Below are 20,951 nucleotides of genomic sequence, written 5' to 3'. Positions count from 1 at the left end.
GTCATATGACGCGTCAGACGAGGGGCGTGGACGATGAGATGGACCGCACACCTGCGGCTGCGCGCCGGCGCGGCCGCGCTCGCCTTCGCGGCGACGCTGGCCGGGGCGGCGCTCGTACCCCCGCAGCGGGCCGTGGCGGCCGACGACGACCTCACCGGTCTGGTGAACCCGTTCATCGGCACCCAGAACGAGGGCAACACCTTCCCCGGTGCCGCCGTGCCGTTCGGGATGGTGCAGCTGTCCCCCGACACCGGGCACGACACCGGCTACGACTACAAGGACGGCCACATCCGGGGCTTCAGCGCCGTGCACCTGTCCGGCGTCGGCTGCCGCATCGGCGGCGACCTGCCCGTGCTGCCCACCACCGGCGAGGTGACCCGCACGGACAACGCCCGCTACGCGGCGGCGTTCAGCCACAGCGACGAGCGGTCCCGGCCCGGCTACTACAAGGTCGGGCTCTCCTCGTACGGCGGGATCACCGCGGAGCTGACGGCGAGCGAGCGGACCGGCGTCCAGCGCTACACCTTCCCCTCGACCGACAAGGCCAACGTCCTGCTCAACACGGGCCAGTCGCTGCACCGGACGGTGTCCACCACCGTCGAGGTCGTCGACTCCCGTACGGTCCGCTCCACCATCACCGGCCGGGGCTTCTGCCAGGACACCCGCCCCTACACCCTGCACACCGTCACCCGCTTCGACCGCCCCTTCACCGGCTTCGGCACCTGGAACGGCGACCGGATCACCCCGGGCTCCAAGCTCTCCACCTCCACCGGGCGCAACGGCGCGTGGGTGCGCTTCGACACCACCCGCGACCGGACCGTCGAGGCCACGACCGCCATCAGCTACGTCGACGCCGCGGGCGCGGAGGGCAACCTCCGCGCGGAGAGCGGCGGTTTCGACCGCACCGCGCGCCAGGCGCGCGCCGCCTGGGAGCGGCGGCTGTCCGACGTCCGGGCCCGGGGCGGCGGCCGGGCGCTGCGGCGCACCTTCTACTCCTCGCTCTACCGCGCCTTCCTCTCCCCCAACATCGGCAGCGACGCCGACGGCCGCTACACCGGCTGGGACCAGCAGCCGCACCGCGCCGAGGGGTTCACCTACTACCAGAACTGGTCGCTGTGGGACACCTACCGCACCCAGGCGCAGCTGCTCGCGCTGCTCGCGCCGCGTGAGGCGCGGGACATGGCGCTGTCGGTGCTGCGCGTCGACCGCGACGGCGGCTGGCTGCCCAAGTGGGGCTACGGCACGGTCGAGACGAACATCATGACCGGCGACCCGGTGACCCCGTACCTCACCAACGCCTATCAGGCCGGGCTGCTCGCGGGCCACGAGGAGGAGGCGTACCGCGCGCTGAAGAAGAACGCGGACGGGGTGCCGCCCGCCTCCTCCCCCTACGCCGGCCGGGACGGCAACGCGGAATACATCAAGAACGGCTATGTGCCCTATCTGCCGGACCGCCCCAAGGAGAAGCCCGGCGACTCCGACTACCAGCAGGGCGCGTCGGCGACCCTGGAGTACGCGCTCGCCGACGCGGCCCTCGCGAAGATGGCCCGCGGCCTCGGCCACCGCGCGGACGCCGAGCGCTATGCCGAGCGCGCCCGGAACTACCGCAACGTCCACGACCCGTCGACCGGCTTCTTCCGCGCCCGCGATGGCAAGGGCGCCTTCACCGGCCCCGCGGACCCGGCGAAGAGCGTCGGCTTCCACGAGGGCACGGCCTGGCAGTACCAGTGGCTGGTCCCGCAGGACCTGCCGGGCATGGTGCGGCTGATCGGCGGCGCGGAGAAGGCGAACGCCCGGCTCGACTCCTTCTTCGCCTACGACCGGCTGCTGAAGGACCCGGCGCGCACCGCCCGCGAGGTGTGGGTCAACGGACCGTACGACTACTACAACGCCGACAAGTACAACCCGCAGAACGAGCCCGACCTCATCGCGCCGTACACCTACCTCTCCACCGGCCGGCCGTGGCAGACCACGGACGTGGTGCACGCCGCGCTCACCCTCTTCACCGACAGCCCGGCCGGCATGACCGGCAACGACGACCTGGGCACCATGTCCGCGTGGATGGTCCTCTCCGCCATCGGCGTCTATCCGGTGCAGCCGGGCGCGGACACCTGGGGCCTGAGCACTCCGGTGTTCGACCGGGTGGACCTGCGGCTGGACCCGCGCTGGTACCCGCGCGGGCGGCTGACCGTGACCGCGCCGGGCACCTCGGACACCGACCGCTACATCCGGTCCGTCCGCCTCGACGGCTCGCCCCACGACCGCACCTACCTGACGACCGCGCAGCTCAAGGACGCCTCCCGGCTCGACTTCACCGTCGGCGATACGCCCTCCCGCTGGGGCACGGCGCCGACGGCCGTGGCGCCCGCCATCGGCTGAACCCGGGGACCGGCGCGGGGCGGCGGCTTCCGAAGCCGCCCCCGCTCGGCGATGATGTCCGCCCCCGTCAGGGTCGACGAGAGGACATGACACATGGCCAGGCTCCGCGCGGGTCAGGGCGTACTGCGCCGCAAACCGATCGAGACCATCGAAGAGGCGGAGACCGTCGAGGGCGGCGGCCCGGCCCAGCGGCTGACCCGTTCGCTGGGGGTGTGGCAGCTCACGGCCATCGGCGTCGGCGGCATCATCGGCGCGGGCATCTTCAGCCTCGCCGGGACCATCGCCAATGGTGTGGCGGGCCCCGCGGTGCTGGTCTCCTTCCTCATCGCGGGCCTGGCGAGCGCGGCGGCGGCCTTCTCGTACGCGGAGTTCGCGGGCCTGATCCCCCGGGCCGGCTCGGCCTATACGTACGGCTACGCCGTGCTCGGAGAGATCGGCGGCTGGTTCATCGGCTGGGACCTGCTGCTCGAATACACGGCGATCGTCGCGGTGGTGGCCATCGGCATCTCCGGCTACATCAACTTCCTGCTCGGGGAGATGAACGCGAAGCTGCCCACCTGGATGCTGGGCGCGCCGGGCACCGGGACCGGGCACCGGATCGACCTGTTCGCCGCGGCGCTGTGCCTGCTGATCGCCTGGCTGCTCACCATGGGGATGAAGAACGCGGCGCGCTTCGAGACGATCGTGGTGGGCCTGAAGATCGTGGTGGTCCTGCTGGTGGTCGTCGTGGGCTTCTTCCATGTGAAGTCGTCCCACTACACGCCCTTCTTCCCGTTCGGGATCAGCGGCGCCTTCACGGGCGCGGCCACGGTCTTCTTCGCCGTCTTCGGCTACGACGCGATGTCGACGGCCGCCGAGGAGTCCAAGGACGCGCAGCGCCACATGCCCAGGGCGATCCTCTACTCCCTGGGCATCTCGATGGTGCTGTACGTGCTGGCCTGTCTGGTGCTGACGGGCATGCAGAGCTACCAGCACATCGACAAGAAGAGCGGCTTCTCCACGGCCTTCAAGTCGGTGGGGCTGGACGGGATCGCGGACGTCATCGCGGTCGGCGCGATCATCGGCATCCTCACCGTCATGTTCACGTTCATGCTGGGCGTCACCCGTGTGTGGTTCGCGATGAGCCGGGACGGGCTGCTGCCCAAGTGGTTCGCCAAGACGCACCCGACGCGGCACGTGCCGACGCGCGTGACGTGGATCGTGGGCGTGGCCTCCGCGGCCATCGCCGGGCTCGTGCCGATCGGCGAGGCCGCCGAGCTGACCAACATCGGCATCCTGCTGGCGTTCGCGGTGGTGTGCACGGCGGTGATCGTGCTCCGCCACAAGCGCCCGGACCTGCCGCGCTCCTTCCGCTGCCCCTGGGTGCCGGTGGTGCCGGCGATCGGGGTCGCGGCGTCGATCTGGCTGATCACCTATCTGGCGTGGCAGACGTGGGTGCGGTTCGCGGTCTGGTTCGCGGTGGGGATGGTCGTCTACTTCACGTACTCCTACAAACACTCGGAACTGGCCCACGCGGACGCGCGGGGCATTCCGCGGGACTGATCGCGAGCGGGCTACTTCAGCAGGCGGGACAGCCGCCGGTCGGCGAGCGGCTTGCCGCCCGTCTGGCAGGTGGGGCAGTACTGGAGCGAGGAGTCGCGATACGACACCTCGCGGATCGTGTCGCCGCAGACCGGGCACGGCTCTCCCGTCCGCCCGTGCACCCGCAGCCCGCTCTTCTTCTCCGCCTTCAGCTCCGCCGCCGCGTGGCCGCGCGCCCGCTCGACGGCCGCGCGCAGCGTCGTGCCCAGCGCCTCGTGGAGCGCGGTGATCTCGTCCTCGGTCAGGCTCGCGGCGAGCTTGAAGGGGGACATCCGGGCGGCGTGCAGGATCTCGTCGGAGTAGGCGTTGCCGATGCCCGCGATCACACTCTGGTCCCGCAGAACGCCCTTGAGCTGCCGCCGCTCGTCGCGGAGCAGCGCGGCGAAGGCGTCGCGGGTGAAGTCCGGCGCGAGGGGGTCGGGTCCGAGCCGGGCGATGCCGGGTACGTCGCCGGCCTCGCGGACGCAGTGGACGGCGAGCCGCTTCTGGGTGCCCGCCTCGGTGAGGTCGAAGCCCGCGCCGTCGGTGAGGCGGAGCCGCAGCGCGAGCGGGCCCTTGCCGGGGCGCGGCGGGGCGTCGGGGAGGCGGTCGTGCCAGCGCAGCCAGCCCGCGCGGGCGAGGTGGAAGGCCAGGTGCGGGCCGCCGTCGGTGGCCAGGTCCAGGAACTTGCCGTACCGCCGCACGGCGGTGACCTCCCGCCCCTCGGCCTCGCTCAGCGGCGGGTCGTAGGTCTTGAGGACGGACACGGCCACCGGAAGCACCCGCTCGACCGTCCGTCCGGCGAGGTGCTCGGCGAGGAACCCGGCCAGGGCTTCGACCTCGGGCAGCTCCGGCATGGGTCCAGTCTGCCGCAGCCCCGGGGCGCGGCAACCCGGCCGGGCCCGGTCAGCGTCGCAGCGCCGCCCTGAGATAGGGCGCGGTCACGCTGTCCGGTGTCCCGGCCACCTCGGGCGGCGGGCCCGCCGCCACCACGCGGCCGCCCGCGTCGCCGCCGCCGGGACCCAGGTCGATGACGTGGTCCGCGCCCGCGGCCACCGTCATGTCGTGCTCCACGACCACCACGGAGTTGCCCGCGTCGACCAGGCCGTGCAGCTGCCGCAGCAGCAGTTCGGTGTCGGCCGGGTGGAGGCCGGTGGTGGGCTCGTCGAGGACGTAGAGCGTGTGGCCGCGCCGGGTGCGCTGGAGTTCCGTGGCGAGTTTGATGCGCTGGGCCTCGCCGCCGGAGAGTTCGGTGGCGGGCTGGCCCAGGCGCAGGTAGCCGAGGCCGACGTCCTGGAGGGTGCGCAGGCTGCGGGCCGCGGCGGGCAAGTCGGCGAGGAAGTCCGCCGCGGCGTCGACGGTCAGGTCGAGGACCTCGGCGATGTTCGCGCCGCGGTAGGTGATCTCCAGTGTCTCGGGGTTGTAGCGCGCGCCCCGGCAGGCGGCGCACGGCGCGTACGTGCCGGGCAGGAAGAGCAGCTCGACGGCGACGAAGCCCTCGCCCTGGCAGACCTCGCACCGCCCGGCGGTGACGTTGAAGGAGAAGCGGCCCACGGTGTAGCCGCGGGCGCGGGCCTCGTCGGTGGCGGCGAAGACCTTGCGCACGGCGTCGAACAGGCCCGTGTACGTGGCGAGGTTGGAGCGCGGCGTGCGGCCGATCGGCTTCTGGTCGACGGTGACGAGCCGGTGGACGGCCTCCAGCCCCTCGGCGCCGGTGACCGCCTCGCCCGCCAGGTGGGCGGTCACGCTCTCCGCGAGGACCTGTCCGACCAGGGTCGACTTGCCCGAGCCGGAGACGCCGGTGACGGCGGTGAAGACGCCGAGGGGGAAGTCGACGTCGAGGTCCTGGAGGTTGTGCCGGGTGACGCCGCGCAGCCGCAGCGCGCCGGTGGGCTCGCGGGGCGTACGGGCCTGGGGCGCCGCGCCGTCGGGGAAGACGAAGCGGCGGGTCGCGGAGCCGGGCACGCCGGCGAGTCCGGCGACGGGTCCGCTGTAGAGGACCTCGCCGCCGTGTTCGCCGGCCCGGGGTCCGACGTCGACGATCCAGTCGGCGCGGCGTACGACGTCCAAGTGGTGCTCGACGACGAACAGCGAGTTCCCGGCGGCCTTCAGCCGGTCCAGGACGGTGAGCAGCGCGGCACTGTCGGCGGGGTGGAGTCCGGCCGAGGGCTCGTCCAGGACGTAGACGACGCCGAAGAGGCCCGAGCGCAGCTGGGTGGCGAGCCGCAGCCGCTGGAGCTCACCCGCGGAGAGGGTGGGGGTGGGCCGGTCCGTGGCGAGGTAGCCCAGGCCGAGTTCGGTGAGCACCTCGATGCGGGCGACGAGGTCGGTGGCGAGGGCGGCGGCCACGCCGTCGCCCTCGCACGCCGGGCGCAGGGTCCGCGCGAGGTCCGCGAGCGGGAGGGCGGCGAGCGTGGCGATGTCGCGCCCGGCGAAGGTGACGGCCAGCGCCTCGGGCCGCAGCCGACGACCGCCGCACACCGGGCAGGGGCCGCTGACGAGGTGCCGCTCGGCGCGGGCGCGCAGGGAGGCGCTCTTGGAGTCGGCGGCGGTGTGCAGGACGTAGCGCTTGGCGCTCATGTAGGTGCCCTGGTAGGGGCGTTGGATGCGGTCGGCGTCGCGCACGGGGTGGACGGTGACGACGGGCTGTTCGTCGGTGAAGAGGATCCACTCGCGGTCGGCCCGCGGCAGTTCGCGCCAGGGCCGGTCGAGGTCGTGGCCGAGGGCGCCGAGGATGTCGCGGAGGTTCTTGCCCTGCCAGGCGCCCGGCCAGGCGGCGATCGCGCCGTCGCGGATGGACAGCGAGGGGTCGGGGACCAGCGATTCCTCGGTGACCCGGTGGACCTGGCCCAGGCCGTGGCACTCCGGGCACGCCCCGGCGGCCGTGTTGGGCGAGAAGGCGTCGGAGTCCAGCCGCTCGGCGCCCTCGGGGTAGGTGCCCGCGCGGGAGAGGAGCATGCGCAGGGAGTTGGAGAGGGTGGTGACGGTGCCGACGGAGGACCGGGAGGTGGGCGCGGACCTGCGCTGTTCGAGGGCGACGGCGGGCGGCAGCCCGCTGATCTCCTCGACCTTGGGCGCGCCCACCTGGTGGATGAGCCGGCGGGCGTACGGCGCCACGGACTCGAAGTAGCGCCGCTGGGCCTCGGCGTAGACGGTGCCGAAGGCCAGTGAGGACTTCCCGGAGCCGGAGACGCCGGTGAACACGACGAGGGCGTCGCGCGGGATGTCGACGTCGACGGCCCGCAGATTGTGCTCGCGCGCGCCGCGGACCCGCACGTAGGGGTCGTGCGCGCCGCCGTCGGGGGTCGTCATCGGGGTGCTCTCCGCGGGTAGGCGCTGTGCGTTTCGCCCCGATTTTAGGGGCGCGGGGGCTCGGGTTCGCGGTGGGGGGCCGTCCGCCGGATCCGGCCGGTGGCCTCGGCCGCGCCCCGGTCGGCGCGCCGCGTCACGCCGCGGCGCAGGGCCCATCCGCCGGTCACCGCGAGCGCGGCCACCGCGTAGGCCGTCGTGCCGAGCAGGTCGGGATCCCCGACGGCCCGGCCGCCGATGTACTTCGCCGCCCCGGCCACCGCGACGCCGAGCCACTCCCACCGCCCGTCGAGGGCCACCAGGCCGACGAGGAGCAGCGCGTACCAGGAGTAGCCGGGGGTCAGCAGCAGGAACGCCGTCCCCGTGACCAGCAGCGCGCCGCGCCACGGCCGCGCGGGGTCGCCGCGCCGGAGCACGTATGCCACCACCGCGGCCAGCACGACGAGCGTGGCGGGCAGGGCCCAGGAGTCGGGGAGCAGCAGGCGCAGGAGGGCGTACCGGTTCTTCACGGTGGCGTCGTCGTAGCCCTCCTCCTGGGTGTAGCCGCTCAGGTAGCCGAGGACGGAGCTGTCCGAGACGAGGATGTAAGGCAGATAGCCGAGGGCCACGACGGCCGTGGCGGGCAGCAGCACGGCGAGCGCCGCGCGCGGGCGGCCACGCCCGGAACCTCGCGCGGCGAGGCCGCTCAGCGCCCCCGGCAGGGTGACGGCGGGCAGCAGTTTGGTGGCGATGCCCGCGCCGAGCAGGGCGCCGCCGGCCGGGCGGCGGGCGGCGACGGTGAAGGCGGCGACGGTGAGCAGCACGCTCAGCGCGTCGGCGTGGGCGTTGTTGACCGCTTCGACGGCGACGGCCGGGCACCACGCCCAGTAGGCGGCGGCCCGGCCGGCGCCGCGCCTGCGCAGCGCGTACAGCAGCAGCCCCGAGGTGGCCACGGCGAGCAGCGCGCCGCCCACCTGGAACGGCTTGTGGCGGGTGCCCGGCGGGGACAGCGCGTGGACGAGGAGGAAATAGCCCTCGGCGACGGGCGGGTAAATGGTGTGCACGTAGGGCCGGTTGATGCGCGTGCACGTTCCCGGCCCGGAGTCCGGGGCGATACGGAAGCGCTCCGGCCGTTCGCACTGGGCGCCCTGGGGGAAGAGCCAGGGGTCGCGCAGGTACGCCAGCCGGGGGTCGGCCGGCGCGTGGTCGTACGGCGAGATGCCCGCGGCCTGCACCCGCCCGTCCCAGACGTAGCGGAAGGCGTCCGAGCTGGTGCGGGGTTCGGCGAGCAGGCCGGTGGCGGCGACGGCGACCGAACCGGCCAGCACCAGGGGCACGACGTGCCGGGCGGACACCGAGCGCAGCGCCCAGGCGGCCGCGGCGAAGAGCGCCCAGGCGGCCGCGTACCAGCCGGTGAGGGCGGCCGGGTCCGTGAAGTAGGCGTCACCGCGGACGGCGGTGGCGAGGACCGCGACGAGGGCGGCGAGCAGGGCGGAGGTGACGGCGACGGCGGTACGGTTCTGCACGCTCCCACCCTGGCACCGGGAACCCGCCGCGGCTCTGGGACCTGCGCGGGCGTCCGCGTTTCGTAAGGTGTGAATCACGCCCTGGAGGGGGTCGCGCGCGGTCTGATGGGGGCATGAGACTCCTCCTGCCGTCCTTCCGCGGCCGGCTCCACGACGCCCGCACCGCGACCGCGCTCGGCCGCTGGCTGGGAGTGGCGGTGGCCGTGTGCTTCGTGACCGGGCTGATCAGTCACGTCCTCCAGCAGCCGGGCGCGCTGGCCGGCGTCCTGCCCAGCCGCCCCCTCTGGGGATACCGGGTGAGCCAGGGGCTGCACGTGGCGAGCGGCATCGCCGCGGTGCCCCTGCTGCTGGCGAAGCTGTGGACGGTCTACCCGCGGCTGTTCGCCCGGCCGGTGGTGCGGTCGGTGCGGCACGCGCTGGAGCGGGTGTCGGTGGCGGTGCTGGTGGCGACGGCCCTGTTCGAGCTGATGTCGGGGCTGCTCAACACGGCGCAGTGGTATCCGTACGCGTTCTCCTTCGTGCCCGTGCACTTCGCGGTGGGCTGGGTGCTGATGGGCTCCGTCGTGCTGCACGTCGCCGTCAAGGCCCCGGAGATCAGGGCGCATTGGCGGCGCCGGTCGGCGGGCACCCTGGCGCTGCCCGCCGAGGACGCCGTCGACCGGCGGTCGCTGCTGACCGCCGTGGGCGTGGCGGCAGGCGCGGTGACGGTGACGACGGTGGGGCAGTCGTTCACCCCGCTGGGCGCGCTGGACCTGCTGGCGCCCCGGCACCCCGACCACGGCGTCCAGGGCCTGCCCGTCAACCGGACCGCCGCGCTGGCCAGGGTGACCACCGCGACCGTGCGGGACTGGCGGCTGCGGGTCGACGGCCCGCGCCCGTACGAGCTGACGCTGGACGAGCTGCGCGCCCTGCCGCAGCGGGAGGTGACCCTGCCCATCGCGTGCGTGGAGGGGTGGAGCAAGTCGGCGCGCTGGACGGGCGTACGGGTCCGCGACCTCCTGGACCGGGCGGGCGCGCCGCCCGGCGCCCTGATCCGGGTGACGTCGCTGGAGGCCCACGGCGGCTACCGCGTCATGATGATGCCGCACACGTACGCCCGCGACCCGCTCACCCTCCTCGCCCTGCGCCTGGACGGCCGGGTGCTCTCCCTCGACCACGGCTACCCCGCCCGCGTCATCGCCCCGAACCGTCCGGGCGTGCTCCAGACGAAGTGGGTCGCACGGATGGAGGCGCTGTGACACGGATCCTCGCGGGCGCGCTGGGTCTCGCCCTGATGGCCACGGGAGTGTGGGCCCTGCTCTTCGGCGCACAGCCGCAGGATCCGGGGGAGGTGGCGAAGTGGCTGCTGGGCGTGCTTCTCGTGCACGACGGCCTGGTGGTGCCGGCCACCCTGGCGGTGGGCTTCGCCCTGGCCCGCGGCCCCGTGCGGGGCGTCGTACGGGGGACGCTGCTGGTCGGCGCGGCCCTGACGGCCATCTCGCTCCCGGTCCTCTTCCGGCCGGGGCCGGTGCAGAACGCGTCGGTGCTGCCGCTGAACTATCCGCTCAACTGGGCTGTTTGTGTGTGCGTGACGGTGGGGGTGGGGGGTTTGGCGGGGGCGGTGAGGTGGTGGCGTTCTTCCCCCACCCCGCCCCGCCCGGCTGCGTCTGATGCGCGGCTCCGCCGCGTGAGGGGCAAGCGGGACCCCGGCCCGCGCTGACGCGCGGTGTCCTCAGCCTGTCCTGCCTTTCTTTTTGGTGCGGCCCCGAGCCGGTCATTCGGAACGGGAGAGTCGATCACGCACCCATGCGGGATCGGGGTTGGTGTGCGGCCGGCCCGCCACGATGACGGTCGGCACGGTCTCGTTGCCATCATTGGCCGCCCTCACCGCTGCGGCTCCAGTGGGGTCGCGCCAGATGTCGACCCAGTGCAACTGGCGGGCGCTGCGGCCCAGCCGGACGCGGAGTCGGAAGCAGTACTTGCAGCCGGGCCGCCAGAAGACGACCGGCCGGCCGTCGGCCGCGCTGCGGCGTTGTGCCTCCAGCGCACCGATCGACCTCGGGAAGACCAGCGGCGAGTTCACGCCTGCGAGCAGCGCAAACACCAGCAGGACTGCCGCGGCTGCACCGGCAGTCCCGCTGAAGACCAGCCCGGCCGCCAGGGCTGAGCCGCAGAGCACCAGCAGTATCGGCAAGATCCAGGCGCGTGTCATGAAGAAAAAGGCTACCGATGGACCGAAATGGCCGTCGGACCAGGCTGCTCACTTGGGCGTTCGCAGGACGCATGGGCCGATAAGTATGAACGGGCCGTCAGCTTGTTGCCGTGCTGGAGCAGCACTACGCAGTGCTCTCCGGTGAAGTCGGATTCCCGTCCCGACGAGTGGTAGCCGTATCGGGACAGCCAGATGCCGGACAGGGTTCGGTGCTCGTTGTGCTTGGCGCAGTCGTTCGGTTCACCTGATTCCTTCCCCGCCCCGCGTATGGCGAGGGCACATCATCTTGCGACATGCGCGTACGCGGCAGAAGTTTCCGTTTCCGTTCAGACAGCCGCCGGCAGGACCACCTCGAACCGGCAGCCTCCAGGGACGTTGTGGACCGTCGCCCGGCCCGCGTGTGCCTCCACGATCCCCCGGACGATGGCGAGGCCCAGCCCCGCCCCCGCCGGAGGCGTACGCGCGGCCGAGCCCCGCCAGCCCGTGTCGAAGACGCGGGGGAGGTCGTCCTCCGGGATGCCGCCGCAGCCGTCCGTCACGGACAGCACCACCGTGTCCGCCTCCCGCCGCGCGGCCACCGCGACCGTCCCGTCCTCGGGGGTGCGGTGGATCGCGTTGACGAGGAGGTTGCCTAGGACGCGCGTCATCTCCTTGCCGTCGACCTCGACGGGGACCGCGTCGACCCGGTCGCCGACGAGGCGCACGCCGTGTTCGCGGGCGAGCGGTCCCGCCCCGGCGAGCGCGTCGCCGACCAGGTCGTACACCGACATCCGGCTCGGGCACAGCGGCAGGGCGCCCGCGTGGATGCGGGAGAGCTCGAAGAGGTCGCCGACCATGGAGTTGAGCCGGTCCACCTCGTGCCGGATCTGGCGGAAGTAGCGCTGGGGGTCCTCGGCCATCCCGTCCTCCAGCGCCTCGGACATGGCGCGCAGCCCGGCGAGCGGGGTCCGCAGGTCGTGCGAGATCCAGGCGACGAGTTCCCGGCGCGAGGTCTCCAGCGCCTTCTCGCGCTCCCGGGAGCGGGCCAGGCGCTCGCTGGTGGCGGCCAGTTCGCGGCCGAGTTCGGCGAGTTCCGCGGTGGCTCCGCCCCCGGGGGCGGCGAAGCTGCCGTCGTCGCCGAAGGAACGGGCCGCGCGGGTCAGGGCGTTGCTGCGGGCCACCACCCAGCGGCCCAGCAGCAGCGCCGTCGCGAGCGAGACGACGGCGGCCATGGCGCAGACGGTCGTGACGACGGTCAGGTCGTGCGAGGACAGGAACATCGCCCAGGCCACGGCGAGCGTCCCGGCCAGCATCGCCGTCACCGACACGGCCGCCACCACCGTCAGCGAGACGGCGACGGAGCGGTGGCGCAGCGCGCGGAGCGCGACCGCGCCCAGCAGCCCGGCGGCCGCGGCGCCGAGGAAGGCGAAGAGAGCCATGAGCAGGACGTCACGCATGGCCGGGGCCGCCTTCCGCGGGGACCTCGAAGCGGTAGCCGACGCCCCAGACGGTCTGGATGAGGCGGGGCCGGGCGGGGTCGTCCTCGATCTTGCCGCGCAGCCGCCGTACGTGCACGGTCACCGTCGACAGGTCGCCGAACTCCCAGCCCCACACCTCGCGCATCAGCTCCTCGCGCCCACAGGCCCGGCCCGGGTGGCGCAGCAGGAACGCGAGGAGGTCGAATTCCCTTACCGTGAGGGCGAGTTCGACGCCGCCCTTCGACGCCCTGCGGGCTGCCGGGTCGAGGGTGAGCCCGGCCGCCCGCAGCGGGGGCGCCGAGGCGGGCCCGGCGGCGGCGCGCACCTGGGCGCGGCGCAGGACGGACTCGACGCGCAGCACCAGCTCGCGGGGGCTGAAGGGCTTGGTCACATAGTCGTCCGCGCCGAGTTCGAGGCCGAGGATGCGGTCGTCCTCGTCACCGCGCGCCGTCAGCATGATCACCGCGACCGGTCCGGCGGCACGCAGCCGGCGGCACACCTCCAGGCCGTCCATGCCGGGCAGCATCAGGTCGAGCACGACCAGGTCGGGGCGGAAGGCGGCGGCCTTCTCCAGCGCGCCGGGGCCGTCGGCGGCCCGGTCCACGGCGAGGCCGGCCCGGTCGAGGTAGCCGGCCACGACCTCGGCGACGGTCGGGTCGTCGTCCACGACGAGCACGCGGGCGGGGGGTGCGGTCTGCATGCCGCAAGCGTCGCACGCCGGGCGGGGAGCGCTGGACGCCTCCGGTCGCGGGCCGGGCGATGTCCGCGTTTCGTAAGGACACGAGGCCCGAAATGCCGGAATTCTCTCCGTAGGGTGAACAGCGTGACAGACCAGACCGCGACCTCGCGCGCCGACCGCGTGGATGTCGTCCTCCCCTGCCTCGACGAAGCCGCCGCGCTCCCCTGGGTCCTGGCCCGCGTCCCCGCCGGGTGGCGGGCCGTCGTCGTCGACAACGGCTCCACCGACGGATCGGCGGACGTGGCCCGCTCGCTCGGGGCCACCGTCGTCCATGAGCCCAGGCGCGGCTTCGGCGCCGCGTGCCACGCCGGGCTGCGGGCCGCCGACGCGGAACTCGTGGCCTTCTGCGACTGCGACGCCTCCCTCGACCCCGGACTGCTGCCCGCCATGGCGGCGGCCGTCCGCTCCGGCGCCGCCGACCTCGTGCTGGGCCGCCGCCGCCCCGAGGGCCGTGGCGCCTGGCCGCTGCACGCCCGCCTCGGCAACGCCGCCCTCGCCCGCCTGCTCCACCGGCGTACGGGCCTGCGCCTGCGCGACCTCGGCCCCCTGCGGGTCGCGCGCCGTGAGGCCCTGCTCGGCCTCGGCCTGACGGACCGCCGCAGCGGCTATCCGCTGGAGATGGTCGTCCGCGCCTGCGACGCGGGCTGGCGGGTGACCGAGACGGACGTCCCGTACCGCCCCCGTACGGGCGCGTCGAAGGTGACCGGCACCTGGCGCGGCACGTGGCGCGCGGTCCACGACATGCGGGGTGTCCTGCGGACGGCGCCCACGGGTACGGAGGCCACGTGAACGCTCCCTTCGAACGGCTGACGCCGGACCACCCCGTCGGCGGGAGCGGCCCGCACCTGGCCTACGGCGCACGACGCGCCTGGTCTCCTGCGGGTGGCTGCCACGGGGCCGGAGCTCGCGGCTCCGAGGGCGCACCCGTTGAACGGACGGCACCGGGCCGCCCCGTCGCCGGGAGCGCCCACCACCCGGCCTGCGGCCCGCAACACACGAAGCACCCCGGGGACGGCGCCCACGGCCCTCTCCGCACACCCCCCGAACACCGGGCACCGGACCGCCCCGCCGCCCGAAGCCACCATCACCCGACCTGCGGCCCACAACACACAAGACACCCTGCGGACGGCGCCCACGGGAACCAAGACCACGGCCCCATCTGCACACCCTCCGGACACCGGGCGCCGGGCCGTCCCGCCGCCAGGAGCCACCATCACCCGACCCACGACCCGCAACACACGAAGCACCCCAGGGACGGCACCCACGGCCCTCTCCGCACACCCCCCGAACAGCCGACGCCGAACCGCCCCGTCGAAAAGCGCTCGGCGCGCGGCCCGCAGCGTCCTGCCCACCGCCCCCGCCAGCGCGGCGGTCACAACCCCACGAACACGCCCCCCGGCCTCCGGCGGCGGAGCACCCCGTCGAAGGCGGACGGCACGCGAAGCGTCCCGCGGACGGCTCTCACCAGTAAGGCGGTCACGACTCCATGAACCCAACCCCTCGACAGCCGACGGCTCCAGGCACCTCGGCCCGGCCCCACGCCCCGTATCAGCCCACCACCCCCGGCGCCCCCTGGCGGCATCACGCGCCCGCACGGCCCGGGCCCCGTGCCGTCCGGCAGCCTCCCGTGGGGCCCACCACCCTTCTCGTCATCGCCAAGGAGCCGCTGCCCGGGCGGGTGAAGACGCGGCTCACGCCGCCGTACAGCCCGGAGCTGGCCGCGCGGATCGCCGGGGCGGCGCTCGCCGACACCTTGCGGGCCGTGCTCGCCATGCCCGCGCGGCGGCGCGTGCTCGTCCTCGACGGGCGGGCCGGGCGGTGGCTGCCTCCCGGATTCGACGTGGTGCCGCAGTGCGCGGGCGGGCTCGACGAGCGGCTCGCGGCCGCCTTCGCCGGGTGCGCGGGGCCCGCGCTGCTCATCGGCATGGACACCCCGCAGGTCACCCCCGCGCTGCTGGCCCCCGCGCTGGCGGACGACGCGTGGCGCGGGTGCGACGCGTGGTTCGGCCCGGCCGCCGACGGCGGGTTCTGGGCGCTCGGCCTGGCAGAGCCCCGGCCCAGTCTGCTGCGTGGCGTCCCCATGTCCACGGCCCGCACCGGGGCCGTCCAGCGGCGCCGTCTCACCGAGGCCGGGCTCGTCGTGCGCGACCTGCCCGAACTCCGCGACGTGGACACCGCCGAGGACGTGGCCCAGGTCGCGGCCGCGGCACCGCACGGACTCTTCGCGGCGGCCGTCGCGGCCGGGGCCGCCCGGTGACCCTCGGCGAACTGACCGTGGGCCGGCCCGCCGGCGCCTGGAGCTCGGACCCCTACGCCGACGCCGTCCACGTCGGCCGCGGCCCGCTCTTCCTGCGCCGCGCGGACGGCTGGCTGCTGCCCCTGGAAGTGGAGCGCTGGTGCGCCGGCGCGGACGCCGCCGACATGACCGTGCTCGACCGCTGCGAGGGCGAGGTCATCGACATCGGCTGCGGCCCCGGCCGTCTCGTCGCCGCCCTGGCCGCGCTCGGCCGCCCGGCGCTCGGCGTCGACGTGAGCCCGGCGGCCGTCGCCCGCACCCGCCGCACGGGGGGCTCGGCACTGTGCCGGTCGGTGTTCAACCCCCTGCCGGGCGAGGGGCGTTGGGGCACGGCGCTGCTCCTCGACGGGAACATCGGGATCGGCGGTGACCCCCGCGCCCTCCTGGCCCGCGTCGCCGCCATCACCGCGCCGCGCGGGCTCCTCCTCGCCGAGGCCGCGACGGCGGACGTCGACGAGCGGGTGCGGGTGCGGGTGGACGACGGCCGGGGCCGGCTGGGGCCGGCGTTCCCCTGGGCGCGGGTGGGGATGACCGCGCTGCTGCGGCACGCGGACGCGGTGGGGTGGCGGATGGCGGACCGCTGGGAGTCGGCGGGCCGTTCGTTCGCGGCGCTGCGGCTCTGACGCGGCGGGCCGCGGCGAGCGGGCCCCCGGGTCAGCCGCCCTGGTGGTGGGCGATCACTTCCTCCAGGGATCCCTGGGGGACCTCACCCCCGGGGGTGAGTTTGTCGACCGCCTGCGGAATCACCCGGGCCAGCTGGTCCGCCGCCGCCTCCGGGGTGACGCCCGCCTTCTGGGCGACGTGGTCGAGCGCCTGATAGGGCAGGGCCTGCGCCACTTCCGGGCCGCTGAGCTCCTCGTTGGGCCCGGTGCCCACCCAGGAGTCGGTCTTCTCGCCGAGACCGCCCTCCTGGAGCTGCTGCAACAGGCCGGAGAGCGACTCCCCTCCCCCGCTGCCGAGCGCGCCGAGCAGCGAGCCCAGCAGAGAGCCTTCCTTGCTGCCGCCGAGCAGCCCGCCGAGCAGGGTTCCCAGATCGTTGTCCGCCATGTCTGCCGCCTTTCCCGGAAGCGCACCGATATGCCATCCATCTATCCCGGGACGGCGGATCCGGCCCGGGATGACGGGATGTTCACCCGTACGCAGCCATGGTCAGACGCGCTGCGGCGCCCGCGCGAACTCGGCCATTCCGTCCGCGAAACCGACCTCGGCGCGCCAGCCCAGCTCCTCGCGCAGGCGCCGCGACGAGGCGGTGATGTGGCGGACGTCGCCGAGCCGGTACTCGCCCGTGACGACGGGCGCCGGTCCGCCGTGCGCGGCGGCCAGGGCGGCGGCCATCTCGCCGATGGTGTGCGGGGTGTCGCTGCCGCAGTTGTACGCGCGCAGGGTGCCCGCGGGGCGGCTGTCGAGGTGTTCCAGGGCGAGGGCGTTCGCCGCGGCCACGTCGCGTACGTGCACGAAGTCGCGCCGCTGGCGGCCGTCCTCGAAGACGCGGGGGCCCTCGCCGCGGGCGAGCGAGGAGCGGAAGAAGGAGGCGACGCCCGCGTACGGGGTGTCGCGGGGCATGCCGGGGCCGTAGACGTTGTGGTAGCGCAGGGACACCGCCGTGCCGCCGGTGGCGCGGGCCCAGGCGGCGGCCAGGTGTTCCTGGGCGAGCTTGGTCGTCGCGTAGACGTTGCGGGGGTCGGCTGGCGCGTCCTCGTCGACGAGGCCCGGCGTCAGTTCCCGGCCGCAGCGCGGGCAGTGGGGTTCGTAGCGCCCGGCGTCGAGGTCCGCGGCCGCCCTCGGGCCGGGGCGCACCACGCCGTGCCGGGGGCACGCGTAGTGGCCCTCGCCGTAGACGACCATGGAGCCGGCGAGGACCAGGCGGCGTACGCCCGCGGCGGCCATCTCCGCGAGGAGCACGGCCGTGCCGAGGTCGTTGCAGCCCACATAGGCGGGCGCGTCGGCGAAGTCCTTGCCGAGGCCGACCATCGCGGCCTGGTGGCAGACGGCGTCGATGCCGCGCAGCGCGCCGGCCACGGCCGCGCGGTCGCGGAGGTCGGCGCCGGTCCACTCGACGCCGGCGGGCCGGGGCGGTGCCTCGGGGTGGGCCGCGGGCAGCAGGGCGTCGAGGACGACGGGCCGGTGGCCGCGGGCGGTGAGTGCGGTGACGATGTGCGAGCCGATGAAGCCCGCGCCTCCGGTGACGAGTACGCGCATGACCTCGACGTTAGGGGCGCGGGCCGCGGGGCGCCCGTTCCGGCGCCGCCCTGTCACCGGTCCGTAAGAACCGCGCCGGCCGTCAGCCCGTCTCGCTCGTGGCCGTGGCCGCGCGCGCCGCCCAGCGCTGCTCGACCTTGCCGAACCGCCAGTAGGCGAGCGCCGCCGCCCAGACCACCACGAAAAGGCCGACGATGACGAAGCCGACGTTGTCGAGGTTGAGGCCGGAGATCCAGCCGGTGACCGCGTCGTTCATATGGAGCTTGTCGTGCAGCACGGTGACCAGCTCGATGGTGCCGATGAGGAAGGCGACGGCGATCGACAGGCCGGTGATGGTGAGGTTGTAGTAGACCTTGCGGACGGGGTTGGAGAACGCCCACTGGTAGGCGAAGTTCATGAACGTGCCGTCGAGGGTGTCGAAGAGGCTCATCCCCGCGGCGAACAGCAGCGGCAGGCACAGGATCGCGTACCAGGGCAGCCCGGCGGCCGCGCCGCTGCCCGCCATCACCATGAGGGTGACCTCGGTGGCCGTGTCGAAGCCGAGGCCGAAGAGGAAGCCCAGGGGGTACATCTGGCCGGGGCGGGTGATGGAGCGGGTGAAGCGGCCGAGGACGCGGTTCATGAAGCCGCGCGAGTCCAGGTGCTGCTCCAGCTCGGCCTCGTCGTAACGGCCCTCGCGCATCGCGCGGAAGATGCGCAGGATGCCCGCGAGGGCGACGAGGTTGAGGGCGGCGATGAGGTAGAGGAAGCCGCCGGAGACCGACGTGCCGACGACGCCGAGGGTCTGGTGGGTGGTGGAGTCCTCGTCCATCAGCTTCCCGGCGAGCTGGGTGCCGCCCGCCACCAGCGCCGCCATGACGACGACCACGCTGGAGTGGCCGAGGGCGAACCAGAAGCCGACCGAGACCGGGCGCTTGCCGTCGGCCATCAGCTTGCGGGTGGTGTTGTCGATGGCGGCGATGTGGTCGGCGTCGAAGGCGTGCCGCATGCCGAGGGTGTAGGCGGTGACGCCGAGGCCGACGCCGTAGACCTTGGAGTCCACGGTGTAGTGGTCGGGGACGACGAGCAGGTAGAGCACGCCGAAGGCGACGACGTGCAGGGCGGCTATGACGCCCAGGAGGCCGGCGGTGCGCACGGTGTCCTGGCGGCGCCAGCGGAAGGCGGGCGGGCCGCCGGCGGCGGGCGCGGCGGGGGTTCGGGTGGGCAGGGTCATCTTGCGGGTCACGCTCCAGCACCTCGTGGATCTTCTCGTGAGATGCCGTGGCCGGTCTCCTGGCTTACGGGTCGTTCGCGCCCGCCCCTGCCTTCCCGGCAGCCGGCTGCGGCCAGTGGCTCCACGCGCCCGTGGGATGCGCGCGGAACGGGACGGTAGCTCCCCGATCACAGTGGCGAGGGCCGCTCCGGAGTGGGACCACGAGGGTCCGTCACCGGTCTTCCCGAGCACCACGGCCGGGCCACCTTAACGCCCTGACCGGCACGAGTGGCAAAGAAGTGGCAGTTGCCATAGCCAGGCAACAGCTTCCTCGGGGCTTTCCCGGCCCGACCGCCGCTCCGGAGCGCCGATGCTGGACGTGCCCCGCGGGCCGGTGCTACCAGTGCAGTTGACGGGTCTCCCCGTCCGGCAGAGAGAGGGCACACCCATGGCGGACACCGGGCAGGGACCGGAGCACGGGGTCGGATTCGTACGCCGGATCGGGCTGTTCCAGGCCACCACCATCAACATGAGCCAGATGTGCGGTATCGGACCCTTCGTCACCATCCCCCTGATGGTGGCGGCGTTCGGCGGCCCGCAGGCGGTGATCGGGTTCGTCGCGGGCGCGCTGCTGGCGCTCGCCGACGGGCTGATCTGGGCGGAGCTGGGGGCCTCGTTGCCGGGGGCGGGCGGCAGTTACGTGTATCTGCGGCAGGCGTTCCAGTACCGCAGCGGGAAGCTGATGCCGTTCCTGTTCGTGTGGACGGCCATGCTGTTCATCCCGCTGGGCATGTCGACGGGGATCATCGGCTTCGTGCAGTATCTCGGCTATCTGTGGCCGGGCATGGGACAGACCACCGGGGACCTCGTGGGGCTCGCGGTCATCGTGGCCATCGTCGCGGCGCTGTGGCGGCGGGTCGAGAACATCGCGCGGCTCACCGTGGTGCTGTGGGCGGTGATGATCGCCTCGGTCGTCCTCGTCATCGTCGCGGCGTTCACCCACTTCAGCCCGCACCGCGCCTTCACCTACCCCGCCCACGCCTTCGAGCTGACGACCAATCACTTCTGGATCGGCTTCGCGGCGGGCCTGACCATCGGCATCTACGACTACCTCGGCTACAACACCGCCGCCTACATGGGCGCGGAGATCAAGAATCCCGGGCGCACGATGCCGCGCGCCATCATCTACTCCATCCTCGGCATCATGGCGATCTATCTGCTGCTCCAGATCGGCACGCTGGGGGTCGTCGACTGGAAGCAGATGCTCGACGAGAACGCCACCGCGCACTCCTCCGTGGCCTCAGCGGTCCTGGAGACGGCCTGGGGCAAGGGCGCGGCCCGGACGGTCACGGTGCTGATCCTCCTCACGGCCGTCGCCTCCGTCCTCACCGGCCTCCTCGGCGGCTCCCGCGTGCCCTACGACGCCGCGCGGGACAAGGTCTTCTTCCGCTCCTTCGGCCGCCTGCACCCGCGCCACCACTTCCCCGTGCTGGGCCTGGCGTCGATGGGGGTCATCACCGGCATCGGCTTCCTGATCGGCCGTCATACGGACCTCACCACGCTGATCCAGCTGCTCACCACCGTGATGGTGATCGTCCAGGCGCTGGCCCAGGTGGTGGCGGTGTCGGTGCTGCGCCGCCGGCAGCCGGGGCTGCGCCGCCCGTACCGCATGTGGCTCTACCCGCTGCCGAGCCTGGTGGCGCTCGTGGGCTGGCTGGTGATCTACGGCTACGCGGACCGGAACTCCCCCGGCCGGCACCCCATCGAATGGTCGCTCGCCTGGGTCGCCGCGGGCTGTGTGGCGTTCGTGCTCTGGGCGCGCCACGAGAAGGTGTGGCCGTTCGGCCCGCGCGAGATCTCCGAGGAGTACCTGCACGCGCCCGACCCCGGCGCGGGCGCCGATCCCGACGGTTCCACGGGCCCGGGAGCGGGCCCCGACGCGGGCCCGGACCCGGACGCCGGACCGGGCGCGGGCCCGGGTGCCGACACCGATCCCAGGGCGCCGGAACCGGTCTGACGTCGCCTCATGGGCGCGGAGCCGAGGGGGGGGGGGGGGGGGGGGGGGGGGGGGGGGGGGGGGGGGGGGGGGCGCTCCCTCCTTCCCCCCCCCCCCCCCCCTCCTCT

The 20,951-nt window shown here is 73.9% G+C and carries 17 protein-coding genes and 1 riboswitch; of the genes, 8 read left to right on the top strand and 9 right to left on the bottom strand.

Annotation, left to right across the window (positions count from 1 at the left end; translation table 11 throughout):
- Positions 1-33 precede the first annotated feature (33 nt).
- Positions 34-2,379, top strand: coding sequence for a GH92 family glycosyl hydrolase (locus ACZ4A5_RS19190; protein ID WP_467584988.1), 2,346 nt, complete (start codon positions 34-36; stop codon positions 2,377-2,379).
- A gap of 93 nt (positions 2,380-2,472) precedes the next feature.
- Positions 2,473-3,921, top strand: a complete 1,449-nt coding sequence (locus tag ACZ4A5_RS19185; RefSeq protein WP_467584985.1) for an amino acid permease — start codon at positions 2,473-2,475, stop codon at positions 3,919-3,921.
- A gap of 11 nt (positions 3,922-3,932) precedes the next feature.
- On the opposite strand, the gene ACZ4A5_RS19180 is transcribed toward ACZ4A5_RS19185, so the two are convergent.
- The 3 genes from ACZ4A5_RS19180 to ACZ4A5_RS19170 are packed head-to-tail and all read right to left on the bottom strand — an operon-like array spanning position 3,933 to position 8,753.
- Positions 3,933-4,796: an Fpg/Nei family DNA glycosylase gene (locus ACZ4A5_RS19180; protein ID WP_467584982.1), complete on the bottom strand. Its 864-nt coding sequence runs from the start codon at positions 4,794-4,796 to the stop codon at positions 3,933-3,935.
- Between the two features lie 49 nt (positions 4,797-4,845).
- Positions 4,846-7,251, bottom strand: coding sequence for an excinuclease ABC subunit UvrA (locus tag ACZ4A5_RS19175; protein WP_467584979.1), 2,406 nt, complete (start codon positions 7,249-7,251; stop codon positions 4,846-4,848).
- A 44-nt stretch (positions 7,252-7,295) separates the two neighbouring features.
- Positions 7,296-8,753, bottom strand: a complete 1,458-nt coding sequence (locus tag ACZ4A5_RS19170) for a glycosyltransferase 87 family protein (protein WP_467584976.1) — start codon at positions 8,751-8,753, stop codon at positions 7,296-7,298.
- A 113-nt stretch (positions 8,754-8,866) separates the two neighbouring features.
- Between ACZ4A5_RS19170 and ACZ4A5_RS19165 the strand changes: the two genes are divergently transcribed.
- Both ACZ4A5_RS19165 and ACZ4A5_RS19160 read left to right on the top strand, forming a co-directional pair.
- Complete coding sequence (locus tag ACZ4A5_RS19165) at positions 8,867-9,991, top strand: molybdopterin-dependent oxidoreductase (RefSeq protein ID WP_467584973.1); 1,125 nt, start codon at positions 8,867-8,869, stop codon at positions 9,989-9,991.
- A complete protein-coding gene (locus tag ACZ4A5_RS19160; RefSeq protein ID WP_467584970.1) occupies positions 9,988-10,452 on the top strand; it encodes a hypothetical protein in 465 nt (154 codons plus the stop codon). The genes ACZ4A5_RS19165 and ACZ4A5_RS19160 overlap by 4 nt, the downstream gene beginning before the upstream one ends.
- A gap of 54 nt (positions 10,453-10,506) precedes the next feature.
- On the opposite strand, the gene ACZ4A5_RS19155 is transcribed toward ACZ4A5_RS19160, so the two are convergent.
- From ACZ4A5_RS19155 to ACZ4A5_RS19145, 3 genes are all read right to left on the bottom strand, one after another.
- On the bottom strand, positions 10,507-10,944 hold the full coding sequence (locus ACZ4A5_RS19155) for a glutaredoxin domain-containing protein (RefSeq protein ID WP_467584967.1): 438 nt from the start codon (positions 10,942-10,944) through the stop codon (positions 10,507-10,509).
- A 326-nt stretch (positions 10,945-11,270) separates the two neighbouring features.
- The gene (locus ACZ4A5_RS19150; RefSeq protein ID WP_467584964.1) at positions 11,271-12,380 is read right to left on the bottom strand and encodes a sensor histidine kinase; all 1,110 of its coding nucleotides are present in this window, start codon (positions 12,378-12,380) and stop codon (positions 11,271-11,273) included.
- Complete coding sequence (locus ACZ4A5_RS19145) at positions 12,373-13,101, bottom strand: response regulator transcription factor (protein WP_467584961.1); 729 nt, start codon at positions 13,099-13,101, stop codon at positions 12,373-12,375. The genes ACZ4A5_RS19150 and ACZ4A5_RS19145 overlap by 8 nt, the downstream gene beginning before the upstream one ends.
- A gap of 123 nt (positions 13,102-13,224) precedes the next feature.
- On the opposite strand from ACZ4A5_RS19145, the gene ACZ4A5_RS19140 reads away from it, so the two are divergent.
- The 3 genes from ACZ4A5_RS19140 (at position 13,225) to ACZ4A5_RS19130 (ending at position 16,059) form a co-directional block, all read left to right on the top strand.
- Positions 13,225-13,929: a glycosyltransferase family 2 protein gene (locus ACZ4A5_RS19140; RefSeq protein ID WP_467584958.1), complete on the top strand. Its 705-nt coding sequence runs from the start codon at positions 13,225-13,227 to the stop codon at positions 13,927-13,929.
- A gap of 697 nt (positions 13,930-14,626) precedes the next feature.
- On the top strand, positions 14,627-15,397 hold the full coding sequence (locus ACZ4A5_RS19135) for a TIGR04282 family arsenosugar biosynthesis glycosyltransferase (protein WP_467584955.1): 771 nt from the start codon (positions 14,627-14,629) through the stop codon (positions 15,395-15,397).
- Complete coding sequence (locus tag ACZ4A5_RS19130; protein ID WP_467584952.1) at positions 15,394-16,059, top strand: methyltransferase domain-containing protein; 666 nt, start codon at positions 15,394-15,396, stop codon at positions 16,057-16,059. Before ACZ4A5_RS19135 ends, ACZ4A5_RS19130 begins: the two co-directional genes overlap by 4 nt.
- 31 nt (positions 16,060-16,090) lie before the next feature.
- Here the strand turns inward: ACZ4A5_RS19130 and ACZ4A5_RS19125 are convergent, their stop codons facing one another.
- From ACZ4A5_RS19125 to nicT, 3 genes are all read right to left on the bottom strand, one after another.
- Positions 16,091-16,483, bottom strand: a complete 393-nt coding sequence (locus ACZ4A5_RS19125) for a YidB family protein (RefSeq protein ID WP_467584949.1) — start codon at positions 16,481-16,483, stop codon at positions 16,091-16,093.
- 102 nt (positions 16,484-16,585) lie between these two features.
- Complete coding sequence (locus ACZ4A5_RS19120; RefSeq protein ID WP_467584946.1) at positions 16,586-17,635, bottom strand: NAD-dependent epimerase/dehydratase family protein; 1,050 nt, start codon at positions 17,633-17,635, stop codon at positions 16,586-16,588.
- Positions 17,636-17,717: 82 nt separating this feature from the next.
- Positions 17,718-18,860 carry a Nickel transporter NicT gene (nicT, locus tag ACZ4A5_RS19115; RefSeq protein WP_467584943.1) on the bottom strand — a complete coding sequence of 381 codons (1,143 nt, stop codon included), beginning with the start codon at positions 18,858-18,860 and terminating at the stop codon, positions 17,718-17,720.
- A 20-nt stretch (positions 18,861-18,880) separates the two neighbouring features.
- Positions 18,881-19,098, bottom strand: a riboswitch (cobalamin riboswitch).
- Between the two features lie 177 nt (positions 19,099-19,275).
- Here nicT and ACZ4A5_RS19110 point away from each other — a divergent pair.
- Positions 19,276-20,844 carry an APC family permease gene (locus tag ACZ4A5_RS19110; protein WP_467584940.1) on the top strand — a complete coding sequence of 523 codons (1,569 nt, stop codon included), beginning with the start codon at positions 19,276-19,278 and terminating at the stop codon, positions 20,842-20,844.
- Positions 20,845-20,951 lie beyond the last annotated feature (107 nt).

The organism is Streptomyces sp. NPDC025618 (genome assembly GCF_055558795.1).
This window is presented reverse-complemented; position numbering and strand designations above follow the sequence as displayed.

Coding starts and splice junctions, on each gene's coding strand:
- ACZ4A5_RS19190 (WP_467584988.1), top strand. CDS start 34: ATGAGATGGACCGCACACCTGCGGCTGCGCGCCGGCGCGGCCGCGCTC.
- ACZ4A5_RS19185 (WP_467584985.1), top strand. CDS start 2,473: ATGGCCAGGCTCCGCGCGGGTCAGGGCGTACTGCGCCGCAAACCGATC.
- ACZ4A5_RS19180 (WP_467584982.1), bottom strand. CDS start 4,796: ATGCCGGAGCTGCCCGAGGTCGAAGCCCTGGCCGGGTTCCTCGCCGAG.
- ACZ4A5_RS19175 (WP_467584979.1), bottom strand. CDS start 7,251: ATGACGACCCCCGACGGCGGCGCGCACGACCCCTACGTGCGGGTCCGC.
- ACZ4A5_RS19165 (WP_467584973.1), top strand. CDS start 8,867: ATGAGACTCCTCCTGCCGTCCTTCCGCGGCCGGCTCCACGACGCCCGC.
- ACZ4A5_RS19155 (WP_467584967.1), bottom strand. CDS start 10,944: ATGACACGCGCCTGGATCTTGCCGATACTGCTGGTGCTCTGCGGCTCA.
- ACZ4A5_RS19150 (WP_467584964.1), bottom strand. CDS start 12,380: ATGCGTGACGTCCTGCTCATGGCTCTCTTCGCCTTCCTCGGCGCCGCG.
- ACZ4A5_RS19145 (WP_467584961.1), bottom strand. CDS start 13,101: ATGCAGACCGCACCCCCCGCCCGCGTGCTCGTCGTGGACGACGACCCG.
- ACZ4A5_RS19135 (WP_467584955.1), top strand. CDS start 14,627: ATGAACCCAACCCCTCGACAGCCGACGGCTCCAGGCACCTCGGCCCGG.
- ACZ4A5_RS19125 (WP_467584949.1), bottom strand. CDS start 16,483: ATGGCGGACAACGATCTGGGAACCCTGCTCGGCGGGCTGCTCGGCGGC.
- ACZ4A5_RS19120 (WP_467584946.1), bottom strand. CDS start 17,635: ATGCGCGTACTCGTCACCGGAGGCGCGGGCTTCATCGGCTCGCACATC.
- ACZ4A5_RS19110 (WP_467584940.1), top strand. CDS start 19,276: ATGGCGGACACCGGGCAGGGACCGGAGCACGGGGTCGGATTCGTACGC.